The following is a 17,902-nucleotide window of genomic DNA, read 5'->3' as shown; positions in this document are numbered from 1 at the left end:
ATTCCCGGCGGTTGTATGCCGGTAATTGCGCGACATACGCCACCGCCGTCGTGGTTAATGCCGTCGTCTTTCGAGTATTGAAACGCGGTGTATTTCGCGGCTGGCGTTATACGTATCCCGACGCCGTCATCACAGACGGCGATGGCGTTTTCCTCATGATCCTTTGCGTGAGAATCATCGCCGGCGGCCACCGGAGCGTGCTTGTGCACGTAGGCGCCATCACCATGGTCGTGAGCGTGCGTCGTTCCCCCAAGGGACAGGAGAAAAAGCGAAATTAGGGCAACCGTCGTCGCTCTAATGTTTTTTTTCATTGTTCTCATGAGTATCTACAGTATAGCATGCTTGTCGGCTCCATCCAGAAAGGTCAACGGAAATTTTGATCTCCGCGTTGACCGGTCGATGGCTCTTTCACCGGCTCGAGACGCCATGGCCTCTCATTTCCACGGTTATGTGCTCTATACCGGTTATCCTTTCCAGGGAGGACTTGAAGCGGTCAACGCCTCCCCCGTCGGAGTTCACGATCGACACGATGCAGGCGTAGGCGTTATGTCCCACGCGCCACAGATGCAGGTCGCACACCTTCGCGTTTCCATGTGACTCCACCGTATCGCGTATCCGGCGTTCGATTTTCTGGTCCGCCGAAAAGTCGAGCAGTATCGGCACAGTGTCCCGGAACAGCACTATCGCCCAGCGAATGATGAGCACCGCGCCCAGAATCCCCATCGCCGGATCAAGCCAGTTCCATCCGACGTATTTCGCGCATACGAGCGCAACGATGGCAAGCACGGATGTCATCGCGTCAGCCGCCACGTGCAGGTACGCCGATTTCAGGTTGATGTCGTCGTGGTGTAGGTGATCGCGCTCGTCGTCGTCATGGTCCTGTTCATGATCCGTGCCGTGAGAATGGCCGTGTTTCTTCCCCGCGCCGAGAATGAAGGCGCACAAAAGGTTTACCGCGAGGCCGATCGCAGCCACGAAGAGCGCCTGGTTGTATTGGATAGCAGCGGGCGCAAACAGCCGCTCCACCGACATTGAGGCCACATAGACGCCTATTATCGCCAGGGACACCGCGCTCGTGTAGGCCCCGATGATCTCCACCTTCCATGTGCCGAAGCTGAACCGGCGGTCGTCCGCGTGCCTGCGCGCATACCGGTAGGCAAACAGGGAAATTCCGATGGCCGCTGCGTGCGTGCCCATGTGCCAGCCGTCGGAGAGGAGGGCCATCGAATTAAACAGCCACCCGGCGATGATCTCGGCAACCATGGTAACGCAGGTTATCACCACTACGATCAGCGTTCGCCGCTCCGAGCCGATCCGGTCCCCCGCGAATCGGTGGTGGTGCGTCCAGGAGTCTGTGCCAATTGCGTGCATTTTCAATAATTCTCCCTGACTGACCTAATTTTCTCGGCGAGGAAAAAACCGCCGCCGTTTATGGTTCCCTCGTCAACGAGAATGAATCCGGCTTCTTTAAATATAGTTCTCCATTTTTTTCTGGAGGTTAGAAACAGGCACAGCGCATTGGCGATCAGGAAGGTGGCCCAGTTGGGAACGAAAACGACAAGGAGAAATCTTCCGCCCGGTTTCAGTACGCGGTGGATTTCACTTAACGCCGATCCCTTTTTCTTCATGTGGTCTATAGCGTAGGTGCTGATGGCGGCGTCATGTGATTCATCTTCGATGGGTAATTCCGTCAAATCCCCTCGCACTATTTTCACCATCCCGGAGATGCCCGCAATCGCCAGGTTCCTTTCAATAAGATGACGGCCTCCCTCCTTGATATAACTTGCGTCGAAACGGTCCACTGCGGTGATGTCGCCTTCATCCATCACCTTGGATAGCGCAATGGTCGTTCTTCCTGATCCGCACCCCGCATCGAGCACCGTTTTAGGGCCGGCCGTAAAAAGATCCACCCAGGGTAAAGTCATATATTCCTGTTTCCGTGACGATCGCCATACAATGTTCCCCGCGAATAGAATCATGGCCTCTATCACTACCAGTATCAGTAAAATCCGTTGTTCCGGCAGATAATAATAGAGCGATGCGGCAAGCGCCATCATAATTGATCCGGCGATCCAGTAACCGTGCATCCATCGCCACGACCATCCGAAATCGTATCGTTCCCTGTCCTCTTTCATTGCATCCCCCTTGTTATCGCATTCCCCGGGAAAATGTCTCCATAGTCTCCTTGAACTGCAGCAACTCGTCCCGCAGCGTACTATTGGATATCTTATCTATAATGCAGTGCTGGAAATGATCTTCGAACAGGAGCTTTCCCGCCGCCGCAAGGGCCGACTGCACCGCCGCGATCTGGTGAAGCACGTCGCTGCAGGGCTTCCCTTCCTGGACCATTTTTTGAATGCCCCGTATATGCCCCTCAATCTTTGTTAGCCTCATTACTATTTTTTCGCCGCTGTGGTGTCCATTACCCATCGTGTAACTCCCCTCGAAAACAGTTTATATCCCCTCCCCCCGGAGGGGATAATGCGATACAGGCTCTCTTACGTCAACAAAAAAATAAAAGCAATTTATGATTCCGAATTTTTTCGGTAGTTTCCGTAAATCCAACTTCCACACCGCTACATCCGCGACAGATGTTAATGAGTCATTTTTCACTTGCCTCGCCCCGACACACCGTCTAAGCTCGTCTCTTCGATTATGCCATGAATACGCATGCCGACAAACACGCGATTCTGCACCTTGCCGCCGATACGGGGAGACTCATCCTCGAGAACGGCGGCGAGACGCATCGCGTCGAGGAGACGATGAACGCGCTCTGCCGCGCCTACGGCTATCACGATGGCGACAGCTTCGTTACGCCGACGGGCATCTTCCTGAGTGTATCCGATGACGACGGCCGTACCCGCTCCATCATCCGCCGCGTCAAGCACCGCTCGATAAATTTAAACAAGGTACTGCTTGCCGGCAGGCTTGTCGAATCCGTGTGCTCTGATAAGCTCTCCCCGGCCGACATGCGCCGCGAGCTCATCCGGATTGAGAATGAGCCGGGGTATGCCGCATGGCTTACGGTGCCCACGGCCGCGTTCACCGCGGGTTTTTTCACGCTGCTCTTCGGCGGCGGTACCGGTGAATTCAGCGTGGCGCTCTATACCGGCGGGGTAATCAAGGCGCTTTCACTGCTGCTCTCGTCCATACGGCTCAACGAGTTTTTCATCAACGTCGCCGGCGGAGCGCTGGCGGCGCTCTTCGCCCTCGCGAGCGCCGCGATGATCCCGGGCATACATCCCAATTCAATCATCATAGGCTCGATCATGCTCCTCGTACCGGGGCTCGCCATCACCAACTCAATCCGCGACACGCTCGCGGGCGACCTCCTTTCGGGTATAGCCCGCGCGATGGAATCGTTTCTAATCGCGGTGGCGATCGCGGCGGGAAGCGGTATCGTCCTCAAGCTCTGGCACCTCCTCGCGGGAGGAATCCGATGATCGGCCCCGCAGCGTACGCTTTCATCGCCACCCTCGGATTCTCGATTCTCTTCAATATTCGAGGGCTTAATATCATCCTTGCCGCGTTCGGCGGGGCCGCGGGCTGGCTTGCGTATCTTCTGTCGATGTCTTTTCCGGTCGGGCCGATCTTCTCGTTCTTCATCGCCTCGATCGTGGTGGGGGTGTACGCCGAGGTGATGGCCCGCGTCAGAAGCGCGCCGGCCACCACCTTCGCCATCTGCGCGGTCATTCCGCTGGTGCCGGGCGGCGGCATGTATTACACGATGTTCGAATCGATCCGGGGCAATACGGCGCGCTCGCTCGAGCTGGGAATGGAAACGCTCATCACCGCGGGCGCCATCGCCACCGGGCTGGTGCTGGTGTCGTCGGTGACGAACCTCATCGTCTATCTCTTCACGAAGGATAATAGCAAACGCATCTCGCTCTGATCAGAGCCCGTCGATGGCGCGAGCCAGCCGCTCGAGACCTTCTTCCATTATCTTCCTCGGGCACGCCAGGTTCACCCGGGCGAAGCCTTCTCCGCCATGGCCGAAGATGTGCCCCTCTCCCAGCGCAACACCCGCCGAATGACGGAAGAAGCTTTTAAGCGCGCGTGAATCCATTCCGAGGCTGCGGAAATCGAGCCAGGCCAGATATGTGGCCTCGGGCCTTATAAGCGTTATGCGCGGTATTTTTAGCGTGATGAATTCCGAGAGAAAACGAAGGTTTGCCTCTATATACCGTAAAAGGGCCTCGAGCCATGGTTCGCCATGCATGTACGCGGCCTCCAGCGCCACGGTTCCGAAGGCGTTCATCGAGAAGAATCCGCACTCCTCCTGCGCGACCGAATAATCGCGGCGCAGCTTCGCGTCGGGGATTATGACGTTCGCCGTCTGTAGTCCGGCGAGATTGAAGGTCTTGCTGGGCGCCGTGCAGACCACCGAACGCGCGGCAAACTCCTCGGATATCGACGCGAAGGGCGCGTGCCGCCGCCCGCCGAGCACGAGATCGGAATGTATTTCGTCCGAGACCACCACGAGGCCATTGTCCACGCAGATGCGGCCGAGCTCCGCGAGCTCATCGCGCGTCCAGAGCCTTCCGACAGGATTGTGCGGACTGCACAGGATGAGCATCTTCACGCGCCGCGCTGCGGCCTTCTTTCGCAAATCGTCGAGGTCCATGACGTAGCGCGAGCCGTCCAGGCGAAGCTCGTTGTTGAGGACGCGCCTTCCGTTGTTCTCCGCGGCAAGCATGAAAGGATGATATACCGGCTGCTGGACGATGATCCGGTCTCCCGGCCGTGTAAACGCTCGGACCAGTACGTTGAGCGCCGGAACCACCCCAGGACACGGGACCACCCACTCGCGCCTAACGTCCCAGCCGTGACGTCGCCGCATCCATCCCGTGACGGCGTTGAAATACCCGTCGGTGCATCCCGTATATCCGTATACGCCGTGCTCCGCGCGGCGCACCAGCGCCTCGATGACCTCCGGCGGCGACGCAAAGTCCATATCGGCGACCCACAGCGGCACCAGATCTTTAGCGCGGAAGATCGCCTCCATCATGTCCCATTTTTCGCACCCGGTCCCCCGGCGCTCTATTATACGGTCGAAATCATATACACTCATCCCCGGCCTCCCCGAACGAATGCATCTAATATCCAAGCATCGGCCTGTTCAAGACTTTTTCCGGCTTGTGACCCGGGTAATGCGCATGAGGGCGAGGAATAAGACATGAATCACGCCTCGATCGTCGATCTCGTTCTCTCAACCGTGCCCGGGAGTTGTTTTCCGCCGGTCTTCCTCATATATTTGATCCGGGCGCGACCGGAATGTTCCCGGCTCGTTCTGCGGCGGTCCATTGAAATAGACGGGGCGTTTCGGTTTGGCGGCACATCTCAATCAAATGACGCCGGATATACGGCGGGGAGGATGCATGAACATCCATCTTGATGAAAAAGAACTTGAGATCATCGTCGACCTGCTGGCCCGCGAACTGAAGGAATTGCCGACCGAGATTCGGCACACCAGCACCAGGGAGTACCGGGAAATGCTGAAGGAGCGGGAGGAAGGCCTGGAAAAGCTCTTTGCGCGCCTTAGATCGGCATTGCCTGAAGATGCAGGCCGGGAAACCTCGGAATGGGCGACGATGATGTAACTGTGACGGCCGCCCGCGCGGCGGCCGTTTTCTCTGTCCCGCGATGATGTGCCCTCGTGGTAAACTAACATACCCCTCTCCACGGACGTGAATGGATTATACCATACTCCGTTAACCGCTGTTGACCTTACTTTCCTTTTACTGTATGCTTTTATATTAAATTTTAAACGGCACATGGCCGGAACGGGAAAAAGTCACAGTGCCATAACGATCTCAAGAGGTAACGCGATGTCCGAGCTTAACATTAAAACGCACGATCGTATCGATCGCCGCCTGTGCGGCAACCCGCTCTCGCTTGAAGAGGGTATTTGTACGGTAGCGCTTCGTCTCAGCGACCAGATGCGCGCCGACGACAGCGGCCTCGTTCACGGCGGTTTCGTTTTCGGGCTTGCCGATTACGCCGCCATGCTCGCGGTGAACCATCCCAATGTCGTTTTAGGAAGGGCCGAGGTGGCGTTTTTAAAACCGGCAGGCGCCGGAGAGCTGCTGACGGCCACCGCCCGGGTGATTGAATCCGAAGGCAAAAAGCGAACCGTGGCGGTGGAAATCGTCCGCGGTGATGAAAGGGTTTTTACCGGAACATTCCTGTGCGTCGTTCCCGAACGCCACGTGTTTGCGGGGGCTCCATAAAACATGACGCAGGAACAGTAATTGCGGGTGTATTCGCCGGCCGCATGAAGCATGGTTTCGCTTTACACTTGCGGCTGCAACCGCATCCACTGTTCCGGGAAAATCCCAATTCCGGCTGGACAGAATCCGTGACATCGGGTCATCTGACCCGCGGTTTAATCACACTGCGGAGAACACGATCATGCCTGCCGACAAGCCGTATATCGAACACCGCTTTCTGGGGGTGCGTTCCTTCATCGACTACCTCTCCGAGGCGGGGGTCTCCTATACGCTCTTCGACGATCCGGCGATTGAGAACCTGTTCGCCGAAAAATGCGATATCCTCAACCGCGGGCGCGACTCGGTCCTGATTGGCGCGTGCACCGACGAAGGCCTGGGGTTTTATTTCGCACAATTCGGCATAAGGATCACGGAGAGCTTCACTTCGCATATCGTCTTCGTATTCGATCATCATCCGCGTCCGGACGAGCTCGCGGAAACCGCCGTCGACATGGAGCCGCTTGTTTTGCGCCATCTTGACGGCGTGGATATCGGCGGGATTCTGCGGCGCGGAAGCCATTGAGTGACATGGCATCGCACGCGGCCGCACCGAAACATCTTGACATTCCTGATTGAATATAGTACTATAGCCGTGGCGCTTGCGAAGCGCGATCGCATTCCCCGGCAGCGTATGCAATGATTCCGGCATCGGCGGCCTGTCTCGACTACATCATATTCTTCTCGGCGGGGCTCGCGTTGCTGTTCTCGCTCGTTCACCTGCTCGTGCGAAAACGGCGCACGGAAAACCTGAACCTCTCCGCCCTGCTCTTCACCGTGGGGCTGCTCCTCTTCCAGGTCGGATTCATGCTTGACGGCACAGCACTCGAACATCCATGGCTTATGTCCTTTCACTGCTCGCTCCTGTTTCTCGCGGGACCGCTCTCTTACCACGCGTATGCCCTGGTTGTGCGCCCAGACGCAACGGCTCACAGCGTCCACCCGGCCACGTTCCTTCCGGTGCTCGCGGCACTGCCCGCGGACGTGCTCTTTATGTTGTCCACCTCCGAAGCGAAAAGCCTGCTCATTGCCGGTGTCGCCTCGGGAAACGTGCTCCGGGGTACCGCCTGGGTATGCATCGTACCCATAGCCGCCGTCATTCTATACGCGGGCCTGCTGGGACCCCTCGCCTTCGGCTTTATCCGCGGTATGCTTTACAGGCGGCCCTCTCCGCTGCTTCTGGTCAACACTCTCTACGTAGTCCTCACACTCGCGGCGGCATCCGCGGTGACCTCCGGCTTCGCGCTGGGCTCTCCCGCAGCCGCCCGCGCCGGTGCGGCCGGCATAGGCCTGCTTTTCTGCTGTTCATACATCGTAGGGATACGGCATCCGCGCCTCATACAACTCCTCATCGTCGAGGCCGGCAAAAGCCGACCGTTCCGCATCCACTCCGTACCGGACGATATCGATGTACTTTTGCGCCGGATTAGCGAGCTAATGGAAGATCAGAAACTTTATCGTGACGATTCCCTTTCCCTCGGCTCCCTGGCGGCCATACTCGCGATAAGCCCGCACACCCTCTCATGGGTGCTCAACAATACCCTGGGCACCAACTTCAATTCCTTCGTCAACCGTTTCCGCGTCGACGAGGCAAAACGGCTCCTCGATGAAAGCGATTCGATGAACGTGCTCGAAATCGCCTTCAGCGTCGGTTTTAACTCGAAGTCCGCCTTCAACGAGGCATTCCGCCAGTTCACCGGGACCAGCCCCCGTGATTTCCGCAAAAACTCCCGCCGCGCCGTATAGTTTTTTTAAACGGAATTATAAATCCGGTCGATTGCTTCCGGTCATATACTATAGCATGCGGACGCCGCGACACTGGCGCGGAAACACGTTCAGGAGGTATAACTAAAATGAAGTCTCTTATAAACAAAAACATCATCATTACCGGCGCGGGCAGCGGTATTGGAAGGCTTATGGCCCTGCGATTCGCCGCCGAATCCTCGAACCTGGCGCTGGTAGACATAAACGCGGCGGCGCTGAAAGCTCTGAAGGACGATATCGGGAAGAAGGGCCTGAAAATATCGGTGAATACCTACACGTGTGATATCTCTGACAGGACCGCGGTATCCCGGACGGTCGCCGGTATCATGCGCGATTTTACGCAGGTCGACGTGCTGATCAATAACGCCGGTATGGTTATCGGGAAAGCCTTCCTGGACCTGTCGCTCGAGGAGTTTCACCGGACCATGGATGTCAACTTCTGGGGCCACCTGTATTTCACGAAGGCGGTCCTTCCAGGCATGACCGCGCGCAACAGCGGCAACATTGTCAACGTGGCGTCGTCGAGCGGGCTTCTGGGAATGCCGCTTCTCTCGGATTACGCCGCGAGCAAGTTCGCCGAGGTCGGATTCTCCGAGGCGCTCAGGCGTGAATTAAAAAAATTCGGGCACGGCGGCGTGAAGATCACCTGCGTATGCCCGTACATCATCGACACCGGGATGTTCCGGGGATTCAAGCCGATGCTCCTGAGCCCCTTCGTGAAGCCCGATCGGGCGGCCGCGCGCATCGTACGCGCCGTGAAAAAGGACCACCCCTACGTTATGCTTCCGGCGCACAGCATCCGGGGGATGATGTTCCTGAAGCTGCTGCCCACCGCCTTTTTTGACTGGATGCTTAAAATGTCGGGCGGCGACAGCGCGATGGACGTATTTACCGGTCGTCCATAAGTGCGCAAGACTTCAATGATTATAATAACTTTAATTAAACACAAGGAAAAACCAGACAATGAAAACGATAAAAATCATATCGTACTTCATCGGCGCGTCTCTGATCATCACGCTTGCGCTTTCGGCAATTAACATACTGCAGAACGGTTTCGGGTATCAGGGAGGTGCACCCTCCGACATCCTCGGCAAAGATCCGGGCCTCGCGACACCTGACGACATCACAAAGCTCTCGAAATCAGAATTTCGCCAGCTCTTTCACGCGCTGGACGCGCCGGCTTTCCCCGAACTGAAAGGGGAGTACCGGGCGATGAACCTTCCTGTCGGCATCATGGCCGCGATGGTTGATTTTTACACCGATCATTTTTTCGGCCCCGGCAGGTGGGTCGGCAAGGCCTTCTTCCCTTTCAGCGGCTCCGGGGGATGGGGATACAATCTCTTCGTGCAGACTTCGTCCGACGGCAAACCGGTAATCAACCGCAGCCGGAAGATGAACACGACGGTGGGGCCGTCAGCCTATGACGCAAAATACGCGTTTCTGATAGAGTACGCCGCTCACAACGGCGGCATCGTACACACCATGCGCGACGAGCTCCGGCGTGTGAACGACCGGCTGTATATAGGCTATGGCTCGCTGGGCATAGGCGGAGGCAGCCTCAATCCGTCACCGTTCATCGTATACGGTAAGCCGACGGCCTGGGCTGGAATGCAGTGATGCGGAAACGGCGCGAAGGCGGCCGCATGTCCTTCGCGCCGCGCGATCTTAGCCCAGAAGGCCCTCGCCCTTCAATGCCGCCTTCAGTTCCTTTTTCAATATCTTTCCAAGTATGTTCTTCGGCAATTGCTGCCGGATACTGACGTACTTCGGCACCTTGTACGAGGCCATATTCGCCTTGCACCAGGAGCGAAACTCTTCAACGTCGACCGTTTCTCCCTGCCGCGGCACCAGGCAGGCCATGACCTCCTCGCCGTAGATCTCGTCCTTTACCCCGACCACCGCAACTTCCTGTACTTTCGGATGGCCGTATATTATCTCCTCGAGCTCCTTTGGATAGATGTTCTCTCCTCCACGGATGATCATCTCCTTCTTGCGGTCCACGATGAAAAAATAGCCGTCCTCGTCCTCATACGCCATATCTCCGGTGTGAAGCCATCCCCCGCGCAGTGTTTTTTCGGTCTCCTCCGGCCTGTTGAAATATCCCTTCATTACGTTGCCGCCGCGGATTACGATCTCGCCCACCTCCCCCCGGGGCACCTCATTGTCGTCGTCATCAAACAGCTTTATCTCGCTATTTTCGAAGGGTATGCCGATCGAGCCGATCTTTCGTACGCCATCGATGGGATTCGCCGTCGCCCCGGCAGTGGCTTCGGTGAGGCCGTATCCCTCGATGATGATCATGTTAAACTTCTCCTCGAACTTGCGTATGGTCTCCACGGGCATCGGTGCCGCACCGCACACCCCGTACCGCAGTGAGCTCACGTCGGCCTTTTCGCTTCCTGGCGTAGCCAGCAGAATCTGGTAGACGGTGGGGACGCCGCTGAAAATGCTCACCCGGTATTTCGAAACGCATTCCCAGAATTCTCCGGCCGAAAAGCCTTTCCGCAGCACTATCTGTGCCCCGGCGCACATCGGCGCCGTGCCGGTGATGACCAGACCGTTGACATGAAACAGGGGAAGAAAACACAGTACGACGTCACTGCTCCTGATGTTGGCCAGTTTTCCCGCCTGCAGCGAATTGGTGAGGATATTGCCGTGGGTCAGGAGCACTCCCTTGGGATTTCCCGTGGTGCCCGAAGTGTACACGATGGTAGAGACATCATCCATGCCGATCTCAACATCGGCAGGAACCGCTTTTTTATCCGCAATCTCTTCAAACGAAAGAAACGTGCCGTCTCCTCCGCGCTCTATAACATGCTTCAGCGCCGGCGCCTTTCCTTTTATCGCCTCAAGGTGCGCGCGATATGCCGAATCAACGATCGCCGCGACAGCCCCGGAGTCGTTAAAAAGATATTCTATCTCTTTTGTCTGCCACCAGCAGTTAACCGGGCCCGCAATGGCGCCGAGCCTTATGATGCCGAAATAAGCAAAATAGTATTCCGGCGAGTTCTCCATGAGGAGGCAGACCCTGTCGCCTTTTTTAACCCCGAGCTCCTGCAGTCCTGCCGCGATCGACGCGCTTTTCTCATCCATCTCACGGTAACTGATGTCGCGCTCATAGTAAAGAATCACCGGCTTTTCGCCCATCGCCCGGGCCTGTTTGACGACCATGTCGCTTATGCTGCTGAATGAAATGTCCATATTCCCTCCCGGCTCTTAAATAATGTATAGTCGTTCCATCCGGCCCCCTTAACTCTTACGGCGCTCGGACCAGTATAAAACTCAGCTGGTTGGACGTCTAACCAATATACGATCGACTGTCAAGAAATAAAAGCCCCGTCCATTCGCACGTATGTTTGATACAGCGTGTTTTTAAATTGACATAGGATATCCGCCGTTCGATAGACCTTTATCACACAGTCGCATCGAACTAAATCACCATCGGAGGAATCGCGATGAGCCGGATAGAGGGCCCTTTAACTAAAATTTCGGAGACGGTGCTTTCGGTCATGACCCGGTTCATCGGAAAGAACCTGGGCTCCATGCCCTTCGAATGCGTTACCCGCTGGCTCGACGCGGTGCTTGTAGACGTGGGCCGGGGACGTATCGAGCTCGACTACACCGTGCGCCCCGAGATGACCAATCCGGCCGGATATCTGCATGGGGGGATACAGGCGGCCATGCTGGACGATGCCATGGGCACCGTGTGCGCCACCCTGGGCTACGATACGGCCCTTCTTACCGTCAACATGACCATAGATTATCTCGGAACGGCCAGGAAAGGCGACACCATCAGGGCCGTCGCTTCGGTCTTCCGGGAGGGTAAAAACCTCATTCACCTTACAGGCGAGCTGTCACGCGGGGGCGAACCGACGGCGCGGGCGCAGTGCAACGTGCTGGTCTCGGGCAAACCCGTAGATTACATCGCGGGGATTGGCCGCTGAGAACCATCAAAGCAGCGCCACGCGCTCGCTGAAGCGCGCGCCTCCGACACCGGTGACGGTGAGCTCGCCCTTCATCTGCCGGGTGATAAGCCTCGCCAGCTTCATGCACGGTTACCGCGGGCACAGCCGGATACAGTAGAATTCGGGTAGGTCGGGAATCAACTATATCGGCACATCTTTATAAACCAAATTATATGAATTAATTAAACTTTCTCCCGGGAAGTGCTACTTATTTTTCTGGATCAAAACAGGCTGGCGGTATAGCATTCGGCTGTGGCGCGCATGGAGACCGACCGTCCGTCCCGCGCTTACCGACCACCCGCGCCCGAAGACGTCCACGAGCCGAACCATCACATCACGAAAATAACGGAGGAGATCCATGCTGGATTTTACCCTGAGCGATGAGCAACTGGCATTACAAAAGAAGGCCCGGGAATTCGCGATCAACGAGGTGCTCCCCGCGGCCTGGAATAGTGACGAGAAAGACGAAATTCCGCTTTCTGTTTTAAAAAAGGCCTTTGACGCGGGAATCATGAATTCGGACATCCCGAAGAAGTACGGTGGACGAGGGTATGGGCTCCTGGAGGGAGCGATCCTCACCGAGGAAATCGCCGCCGCATGCCCGGGGCTTGCCACGTCCATATTCGATAACTCGCTCGGGTTCGAACCGCTGGTGATATCGGACAGGGAGTCGCTGAAAGAAAAATACCTTTCGAAGATCGCGAAGGAATTCAAGCGCATCTGTTTCGCGACCTCCGAGCCCACCATGGGATCGGACGTCGCGTCCATGATCTGCCGCGCGACTAAAGACGGCGACGGCTACCTGCTCAACGGCACCAAGTACTGGATAACCAACGGCGGCATTGCCGATTACATGACCATCTTCGCGACGGTCGACCCCGAGCAGAAGCACGCGGGCATATGCGCATTCGTTGTGGAAAAAGAATGGGACGGCGTACGCGTGGGGCGCTCTATTCCGAAGATGGGCCAGCGCACCTCGAACACCGTCGGCATCAACCTTAAAAACGTTCGCGTGCCGAAGGAGAACGTGCTCGCGGAACCGGGCGAGGGTTTCGTTCTGGCCATGAAGACCTTCGCGCGGACCCGGCCGATCATCGGCGCGTTCGCCGTGGGGGCCGCGCGCTCCGCGATGGAATACGCGCTGGATTACGCGAAGAAGCGGCGCGCTTTCGGCGGCAGGATTTCGAACTATCAATCGACCCAGTTCAAGCTGGCCGAGATGTTCCAGAAGGTCGAAACCATGCGCCTCCTCGTCTGGAAAGCGGCATGGGAGGCCGACCGGGGCATGGACCCCACCATCACCGCCTCGATCAGCAAATTTTACGCGACCGAATCGGCGGTGCAGGTCATGAACGACGCGCTGCAGATATTCGGGGGCTACGGGTACACACGGATGTACCCGATCGAAAAGCTTCTGCGCGACACCAGGCTTCTGCCCATTTATGAGGGGACGAGCGAAGTGCAGCGCATCATCATCGCCGGTTATCTCCTCGGCAGTTACCAGTCCATCATGCCGCCGCTTGACGAGATACCGATACTGATCGGCGACCATCATCTCCTTGACGGGAAGAAGAACGCGGCCGAAGCGGCATGGCGCTGTCCGCTGTGCGGTTACGTTCATTACGGCGACGAGGCCCCGGAGGAATGCCCGTATTGTTTTGTCGGCGGTAAGGGATTCAAGAAGGTATGGCCCAAATAACGGGTATGATGAAGGCGCGGATTGCCCGAAGGCGCGGATTCGAATCCGCGCCTTCGGGCCGTATATATTCGATTAATATTTGACGTATTGAAAACATTATAGTATTTTATAATATTCTCAATAATCGGCGATACGTTCATTTTCATAAGCTAACGAAGGAGAAAATCATGAAAAACGATATACGGGTTTGTCAGGATATCGAGTGCACAACGGTGCTTACAGGAAGCAGGGATTCATTAGAGGCCTTTATGAAGCGGCTGGCCTGGATTTAATACTGCGATGTAAGGTTTAATTCACGGGGGGCTCAGAAGGCGCGGATTCGAATCCTCGCCTTCTGAGGCCCCCGTGCCATGGAGTTAAAAAAGAATATATGCCTGAAGATACACGCCCCAGAATAGTTCGAGGCGCATGGCTGAAACTTCAGCTTTGGAGCCCTGCGTCAGCGTAACTGGGTCCCCGGTACGTTCAGAGTAGTAATCAATATCCTCCTTTAATTTAACATCGGCCTTCGAGTAGGAGCAATAATAGGTGTAATCGATACCACCCTCCAGCCTGACATGTTTGAGGTCATACCCCAGACATAAATGCCCCCGACCCGTGGCGGTAAAGTTGAAAGGATATTTGGGCCTCGCATCGAGATAGTCGTTTTCAAAACGATGAAACCCAAAAACCCCAGGCGCGTAGAATTCCACGTAGACGTCTGATATAGTCTGGTAGCGCGTTCTATACCCGACAGAAAGGCTGTAGATATGATAGGTCGTTTGCATGACCGCCGAAAAATACGTATCGCCGGGCGCGGCTTCAGGATCCGTAAACCGAAGTTTCTGCGGCGCGCTGTAGCTCGTATACCGGCCACCGATTTCATAGCTCGTAAACATGCCGCGTCGACGTCGTTCGTTCATCGGGATGGAGAGAACGATCTCGTAATCCCTGACGACGGTGGACCAGGGAGCTTCATCTCCCTTAGCTAATTCCTGCTTGGGCCCGTTTGCCGGATAATACAAAACGGGCAGTATCGGGGGTGTACCGTCATAAGGTTTCATCCCCAGAGATTTCAGGGCACCCTGGAATTTCCGGTAGGTTAGGTTTCCCTTGAGCTCGACACCCCCTAGCTGCAGTCCCGAGAAGAAGCGCATGTAGCGCGCCAGAGGGTCCTGTTGTTCCTCCGCCGATTGTTCCTCGGTGATGTTGCCCATGTCGGTGAATCGGCTGGTGAGATACTCGATACCGGCATTGAAGATCCAGAGATCGGCCTTTACGTAGAATTTCTTCATTACATACGGCTCAACTTTCTGCTCCACCGCCTTCTCGCCGCTGGATTCGATCAGACCGCTTAAATCGTTCCAGTAGTAATACCCCGTGCCCGCGTAGGCGGTAATAAAGGGGTCATAGGGCATCTCGGCGTATTTTGCCGCATACGGCTGCGGATAGACGACGTTGTCCTGTGCGCCCGCGGATATCGCGGATATGACCACGACGATAACTACCGCAAGGATGAAGGCTGATCTCATGTGCATCCTCCCTCTTCTGGAGTGAAAGCTAGTGGTGTGTAAATCGACGAGAAGATGCCTGCTGGCAATTTTTATCGTGTAGTTACTATGCAAAAGTCATTATGCTGTCAAGAACAAATACTACGGAGCGCACCGGTAATCCGACTTCAAGGATGAAGTGCAGCGGCTAAAACCGCTATGCTGGCTTGACAGACTACGTGGACGGGCTAAACTCGCCGGCGTTATTTTATTCACGTACGGCAATCGGAGGTCGGTGCATGGAAACCATCGGCATCACTCTCGAATTCATTCTTCGCATCATGCCCGGTTTTCTGCTCGGCATGGCGATTCTGGCATTCGCGAAATCGTCGTCGCTCGCGCGTTTCGGCGTGATTCCGACAACGCTGACGCTCGGCGGTGCGGTATTCATTCCGGCTTCGGGTATCCTGCAGGCTGCGGCAAGACTGGCAAACGTTTCGCAGTACAAGGGAAGGTTGGTCATATGAAGAGATATCTGGCCCTGGCCATGCCCCTCTTGCTTGCGACGGGCATCATCATTCTAACGCTCAGGCTGATTTTATCGTCCGAAAACCACCGGTCGGCCGGTTCGACAGGTCTCTATGTGGCCATGACTGTGTTATATTTATTGTGGATTCTCGCTGAAACGCGGATTGCCCGGCGCGACTCGAATGAAAAACAGCACGCGGCCGGTCCGGGAACGCGCGAGTACTACGCAGCGAGTCGCCCGATGACCATTCTGCCCGCCCAGTGGTTCAAACCGGCCCTGCCCCGCTTCGGCTCTCACCATGTGGTCGGATCACCGCTTTTCATCGCGGGAGTCGGTTGCAGGCTTTGGGCGGTCCATTCACTCGGAGAGCACTATTCTCATCTTGTGCGCCCAATAGACGGGCACCAGGTGGTCGACTCCGGCCCCTACCGGTTTGTGCGTCATCCGGCATACGCCGGCATGATAATCGCGCACCCGGGCACTACCCTGTATTTTTCGAGTATACCCGCGTTGCGCGTACTGCTTCTCGCGCTGGTACCCTCGATCATCCTGCGGATCCGCATCGAGGAGAGGATGCTATCCGATATTGAAGGCTATGCCGAATACGCCATGAAGCACGGCCGGCTCGTGCCGGGAGTCTGGCAGCACGCGCTTCTTCCGCCGCTCAGCCCTTCTTGCCCAGCATCTCGTCGGCGATGCGTACGTCGTACTCCTCCATCATCCGCTTCATCCAGGCGTCCCTGCCCATAAGCCGTTTCTGCATCCGCAGGCCGCGCTCGATCTCTTCGCTGACTTCGGCAAACGGCATCACCCGGCGCTCCTTTTTCCCATTTACCGTAACCATCGAGGAATAACGCCCGTCCTTGAATAACTCGTACTCCTTGCGTACCTCCGCCGGCGTGACCTCGATGTTCCCCGAGCTCGCGTACTCGATATAATCTCCCGCGAGGTAGGACTCGCGCGCCTCCTTGACCCTTTTAAGGTATTCGGGGTCGCGATCCAGGCCTTTTTTCTTCGCGTCCATCACCAGGAGCCGGTCGCTGAAGTATTCGCGCGCGATGCTTTCGCGTGACGCGGTGTCCCCGGCGCCGGGGCCTTCGTTCATTATCTGGCGCATCCTGAGCATTCGCGCCGACAGATCTCCCGCCGTAAACTTAATATCCCCGATCGAAAAAATAACCGTTCCCGGCGCTTTTGACCTGACCGCCTGCTCATTAAAGACGGCGCCGCTCTCCTGCATGAGCCCGTGCACATATTCGCTTTTAAGCCTCGCGTTCAGGATATCCCCGAGATGCGCCCGCTGGCCATCGTCGCGGACTATCTTCTCGATGGTCTTCGGTGTGATTTCCTTCTCGTCCTCCACAAGGATTATACATACGGATTTAAGATCCGTAAGATGGAGCGGCTCTTTCGTATATTCGCCCTTTTTAAGGGCAAACGCGGCATTTGCATACGCGGGCGGCATCTGTACGCGCACCAGATAGCCGATGTCACCGCCCTGATTTCTGCTGGGATGCATGGAATATTTTGATACCATATCCCGGAAGCTTGCCCCCCTGTCGAGCTCCGCTATCGCCTCACGGGCCTTCGAAATGGCGGCTCCTGCATCGGACGCGCTTTCGACCGGCATGAGTATCTGCCGGATTTTAAGGGCTTTTTCTTTGTAACCTTTTTCTTTCAATATTTTTTCCATCAGAAAGGAGGCGAGATAACGGTCGGAAATATCGGATATAAGAAACGAAAAGCGCTCGCTTTTCTCGTGGTTTACCCGTTTGGCCTCGCGCAGGGCAATACTGTTTATGGCGAGCATCTGGAGCTCCCCGATCATCATGTCGCGTTTTTTTGTGGACTCCTCTCCGGTAAGCCCGCGGTCCTTTAGCCATTGAATGAATTCGCCGCGCGTAACACCGCCGCCCTTAAAGCTGACGATAACGTCACTGTCCCACTTGCACGACACCATCACCACCGCCATAAAAAACACCAGAGCCGTAGTCTTTTTCATTTTCACCTACTGTTTGATGAACAGGATTTACGTAACCGCTGTTTGTCTGCATGGGTTTATTCCGATGTAATCGCCGCGATTCGCTGGTATGTAGTATGACGATGACGGCATCGTCAAACCATTTTTTACGGAGAACGGCTCCGCCATTGTGAAAGCCTTCAGATACTTTAATTAAAACGCTTCAGATATTCTATACGGCGGCATTGCC

Annotated in this window: 20 protein-coding genes; 13 read left to right on the top strand and 7 right to left on the bottom strand. The window is 56.1% G+C overall.

All coding sequences use genetic code 11. The annotated features are described in order from the left end of the window. Window positions 1-11 precede the first annotated feature (11 nt). A complete protein-coding gene (locus tag VLM75_03295; GenBank protein HSV95942.1) occupies window positions 12-278 on the top strand; it encodes a hypothetical protein in 267 nt (88 codons plus the stop codon). 130 nt (window positions 279-408) lie between these two features. Here VLM75_03295 and dmeF read toward each other — a convergent pair whose 3' ends face one another. From dmeF to VLM75_03280, 3 genes are read right to left on the bottom strand one after another with little or no spacing between them, the layout of a single operon-like run. After that, window positions 409-1,371 carry a CDF family Co(II)/Ni(II) efflux transporter DmeF gene (gene dmeF / locus VLM75_03290; protein HSV95941.1) on the bottom strand — a complete coding sequence of 321 codons (963 nt, stop codon included), beginning with the start codon at window positions 1,369-1,371 and terminating at the stop codon, window positions 409-411. 2 nt (window positions 1,372-1,373) lie between these two features. Further along, complete coding sequence (locus VLM75_03285) at window positions 1,374-2,135, bottom strand: class I SAM-dependent methyltransferase (GenBank protein HSV95940.1); 762 nt, start codon at window positions 2,133-2,135, stop codon at window positions 1,374-1,376. 13 nt (window positions 2,136-2,148) lie between these two features. After that, window positions 2,149-2,394 carry a metal-sensitive transcriptional regulator gene (locus VLM75_03280; protein ID HSV95939.1) on the bottom strand — a complete coding sequence of 82 codons (246 nt, stop codon included), beginning with the start codon at window positions 2,392-2,394 and terminating at the stop codon, window positions 2,149-2,151. Between the two features lie 266 nt (window positions 2,395-2,660). Between VLM75_03280 and VLM75_03275 the strand changes: the two genes are divergently transcribed. Both VLM75_03275 and VLM75_03270 read left to right on the top strand, forming a co-directional pair. Then, on the top strand, window positions 2,661-3,443 hold the full coding sequence (locus VLM75_03275; GenBank protein HSV95938.1) for a threonine/serine exporter family protein: 783 nt from the start codon (window positions 2,661-2,663) through the stop codon (window positions 3,441-3,443). Continuing rightward, window positions 3,440-3,892 (top strand): threonine/serine exporter family protein, encoded by a 453-nt coding sequence (locus tag VLM75_03270; protein ID HSV95937.1) that lies wholly within the window; start codon window positions 3,440-3,442, stop codon window positions 3,890-3,892. The genes VLM75_03275 and VLM75_03270 overlap by 4 nt, the downstream gene beginning before the upstream one ends. Here VLM75_03270 and VLM75_03265 read toward each other — a convergent pair whose 3' ends face one another. Next, on the bottom strand, window positions 3,893-5,071 hold the full coding sequence (locus VLM75_03265; GenBank protein HSV95936.1) for a MalY/PatB family protein: 1,179 nt from the start codon (window positions 5,069-5,071) through the stop codon (window positions 3,893-3,895). 307 nt (window positions 5,072-5,378) lie between these two features. Between VLM75_03265 and VLM75_03260 the strand changes: the two genes are divergently transcribed. The 6 genes from VLM75_03260 (at window position 5,379) to VLM75_03235 (ending at window position 9,647) form a co-directional block, all read left to right on the top strand. After that, window positions 5,379-5,600, top strand: coding sequence for a hypothetical protein (locus tag VLM75_03260; protein ID HSV95935.1), 222 nt, complete (start codon window positions 5,379-5,381; stop codon window positions 5,598-5,600). Between the two features lie 228 nt (window positions 5,601-5,828). After that, complete coding sequence (locus tag VLM75_03255; protein HSV95934.1) at window positions 5,829-6,230, top strand: PaaI family thioesterase; 402 nt, start codon at window positions 5,829-5,831, stop codon at window positions 6,228-6,230. A 181-nt stretch (window positions 6,231-6,411) separates the two neighbouring features. Next, window positions 6,412-6,792 carry a hypothetical protein gene (locus VLM75_03250; GenBank protein ID HSV95933.1) on the top strand — a complete coding sequence of 127 codons (381 nt, stop codon included), beginning with the start codon at window positions 6,412-6,414 and terminating at the stop codon, window positions 6,790-6,792. A gap of 113 nt (window positions 6,793-6,905) precedes the next feature. Further along, the gene (locus tag VLM75_03245; protein HSV95932.1) at window positions 6,906-8,012 is read left to right on the top strand and encodes a helix-turn-helix domain-containing protein; all 1,107 of its coding nucleotides are present in this window, start codon (window positions 6,906-6,908) and stop codon (window positions 8,010-8,012) included. Window positions 8,013-8,119: 107 nt separating this feature from the next. Beyond that, window positions 8,120-8,935, top strand: a complete 816-nt coding sequence (locus VLM75_03240; GenBank protein ID HSV95931.1) for an SDR family oxidoreductase — start codon at window positions 8,120-8,122, stop codon at window positions 8,933-8,935. 58 nt (window positions 8,936-8,993) lie between these two features. Then, on the top strand, window positions 8,994-9,647 hold the full coding sequence (locus VLM75_03235; GenBank protein HSV95930.1) for a hypothetical protein: 654 nt from the start codon (window positions 8,994-8,996) through the stop codon (window positions 9,645-9,647). A 48-nt stretch (window positions 9,648-9,695) separates the two neighbouring features. Here the strand turns inward: VLM75_03235 and VLM75_03230 are convergent, their stop codons facing one another. Beyond that, entirely contained in the window at window positions 9,696-11,231 is a 1,536-nt protein-coding gene (locus VLM75_03230) for a long-chain fatty acid--CoA ligase (GenBank protein ID HSV95929.1), read from the bottom strand. A 254-nt stretch (window positions 11,232-11,485) separates the two neighbouring features. Between VLM75_03230 and VLM75_03225 the strand changes: the two genes are divergently transcribed. Continuing rightward, window positions 11,486-11,974 (top strand): PaaI family thioesterase, encoded by a 489-nt coding sequence (locus tag VLM75_03225; protein HSV95928.1) that lies wholly within the window; start codon window positions 11,486-11,488, stop codon window positions 11,972-11,974. A gap of 379 nt (window positions 11,975-12,353) precedes the next feature. After that, window positions 12,354-13,694, top strand: a complete 1,341-nt coding sequence (locus VLM75_03220; GenBank protein HSV95927.1) for an acyl-CoA dehydrogenase family protein — start codon at window positions 12,354-12,356, stop codon at window positions 13,692-13,694. Between the two features lie 356 nt (window positions 13,695-14,050). On the opposite strand, the gene VLM75_03215 is transcribed toward VLM75_03220, so the two are convergent. Further along, window positions 14,051-15,205: a hypothetical protein gene (locus tag VLM75_03215; GenBank protein HSV95926.1), complete on the bottom strand. Its 1,155-nt coding sequence runs from the start codon at window positions 15,203-15,205 to the stop codon at window positions 14,051-14,053. 257 nt (window positions 15,206-15,462) lie between these two features. On the opposite strand from VLM75_03215, the gene VLM75_03210 reads away from it, so the two are divergent. Both VLM75_03210 and VLM75_03205 read left to right on the top strand, forming a co-directional pair. Next, complete coding sequence (locus VLM75_03210) at window positions 15,463-15,690, top strand: hypothetical protein (protein ID HSV95925.1); 228 nt, start codon at window positions 15,463-15,465, stop codon at window positions 15,688-15,690. Further along, a complete protein-coding gene (locus VLM75_03205; GenBank protein ID HSV95924.1) occupies window positions 15,687-16,442 on the top strand; it encodes an isoprenylcysteine carboxylmethyltransferase family protein in 756 nt (251 codons plus the stop codon). The genes VLM75_03210 and VLM75_03205 overlap by 4 nt, the downstream gene beginning before the upstream one ends. On the opposite strand, the gene VLM75_03200 is transcribed toward VLM75_03205, so the two are convergent. Continuing rightward, a complete protein-coding gene (locus VLM75_03200; protein ID HSV95923.1) occupies window positions 16,357-17,694 on the bottom strand; it encodes a peptidylprolyl isomerase in 1,338 nt (445 codons plus the stop codon). The two genes, VLM75_03205 and VLM75_03200, sit on opposite strands and share 86 nt — an antisense overlap. Window positions 17,695-17,902 lie beyond the last annotated feature (208 nt).

Source organism: Spirochaetota bacterium (genome assembly GCA_035477215.1).
Taxonomy (GTDB): Bacteria; Spirochaetota; UBA4802; order UBA4802; family UBA5368; genus MVZN01.
Note: the sequence above shows the minus strand (reverse complement) of the source record. Positions and strands in the feature narration are given on the sequence as shown.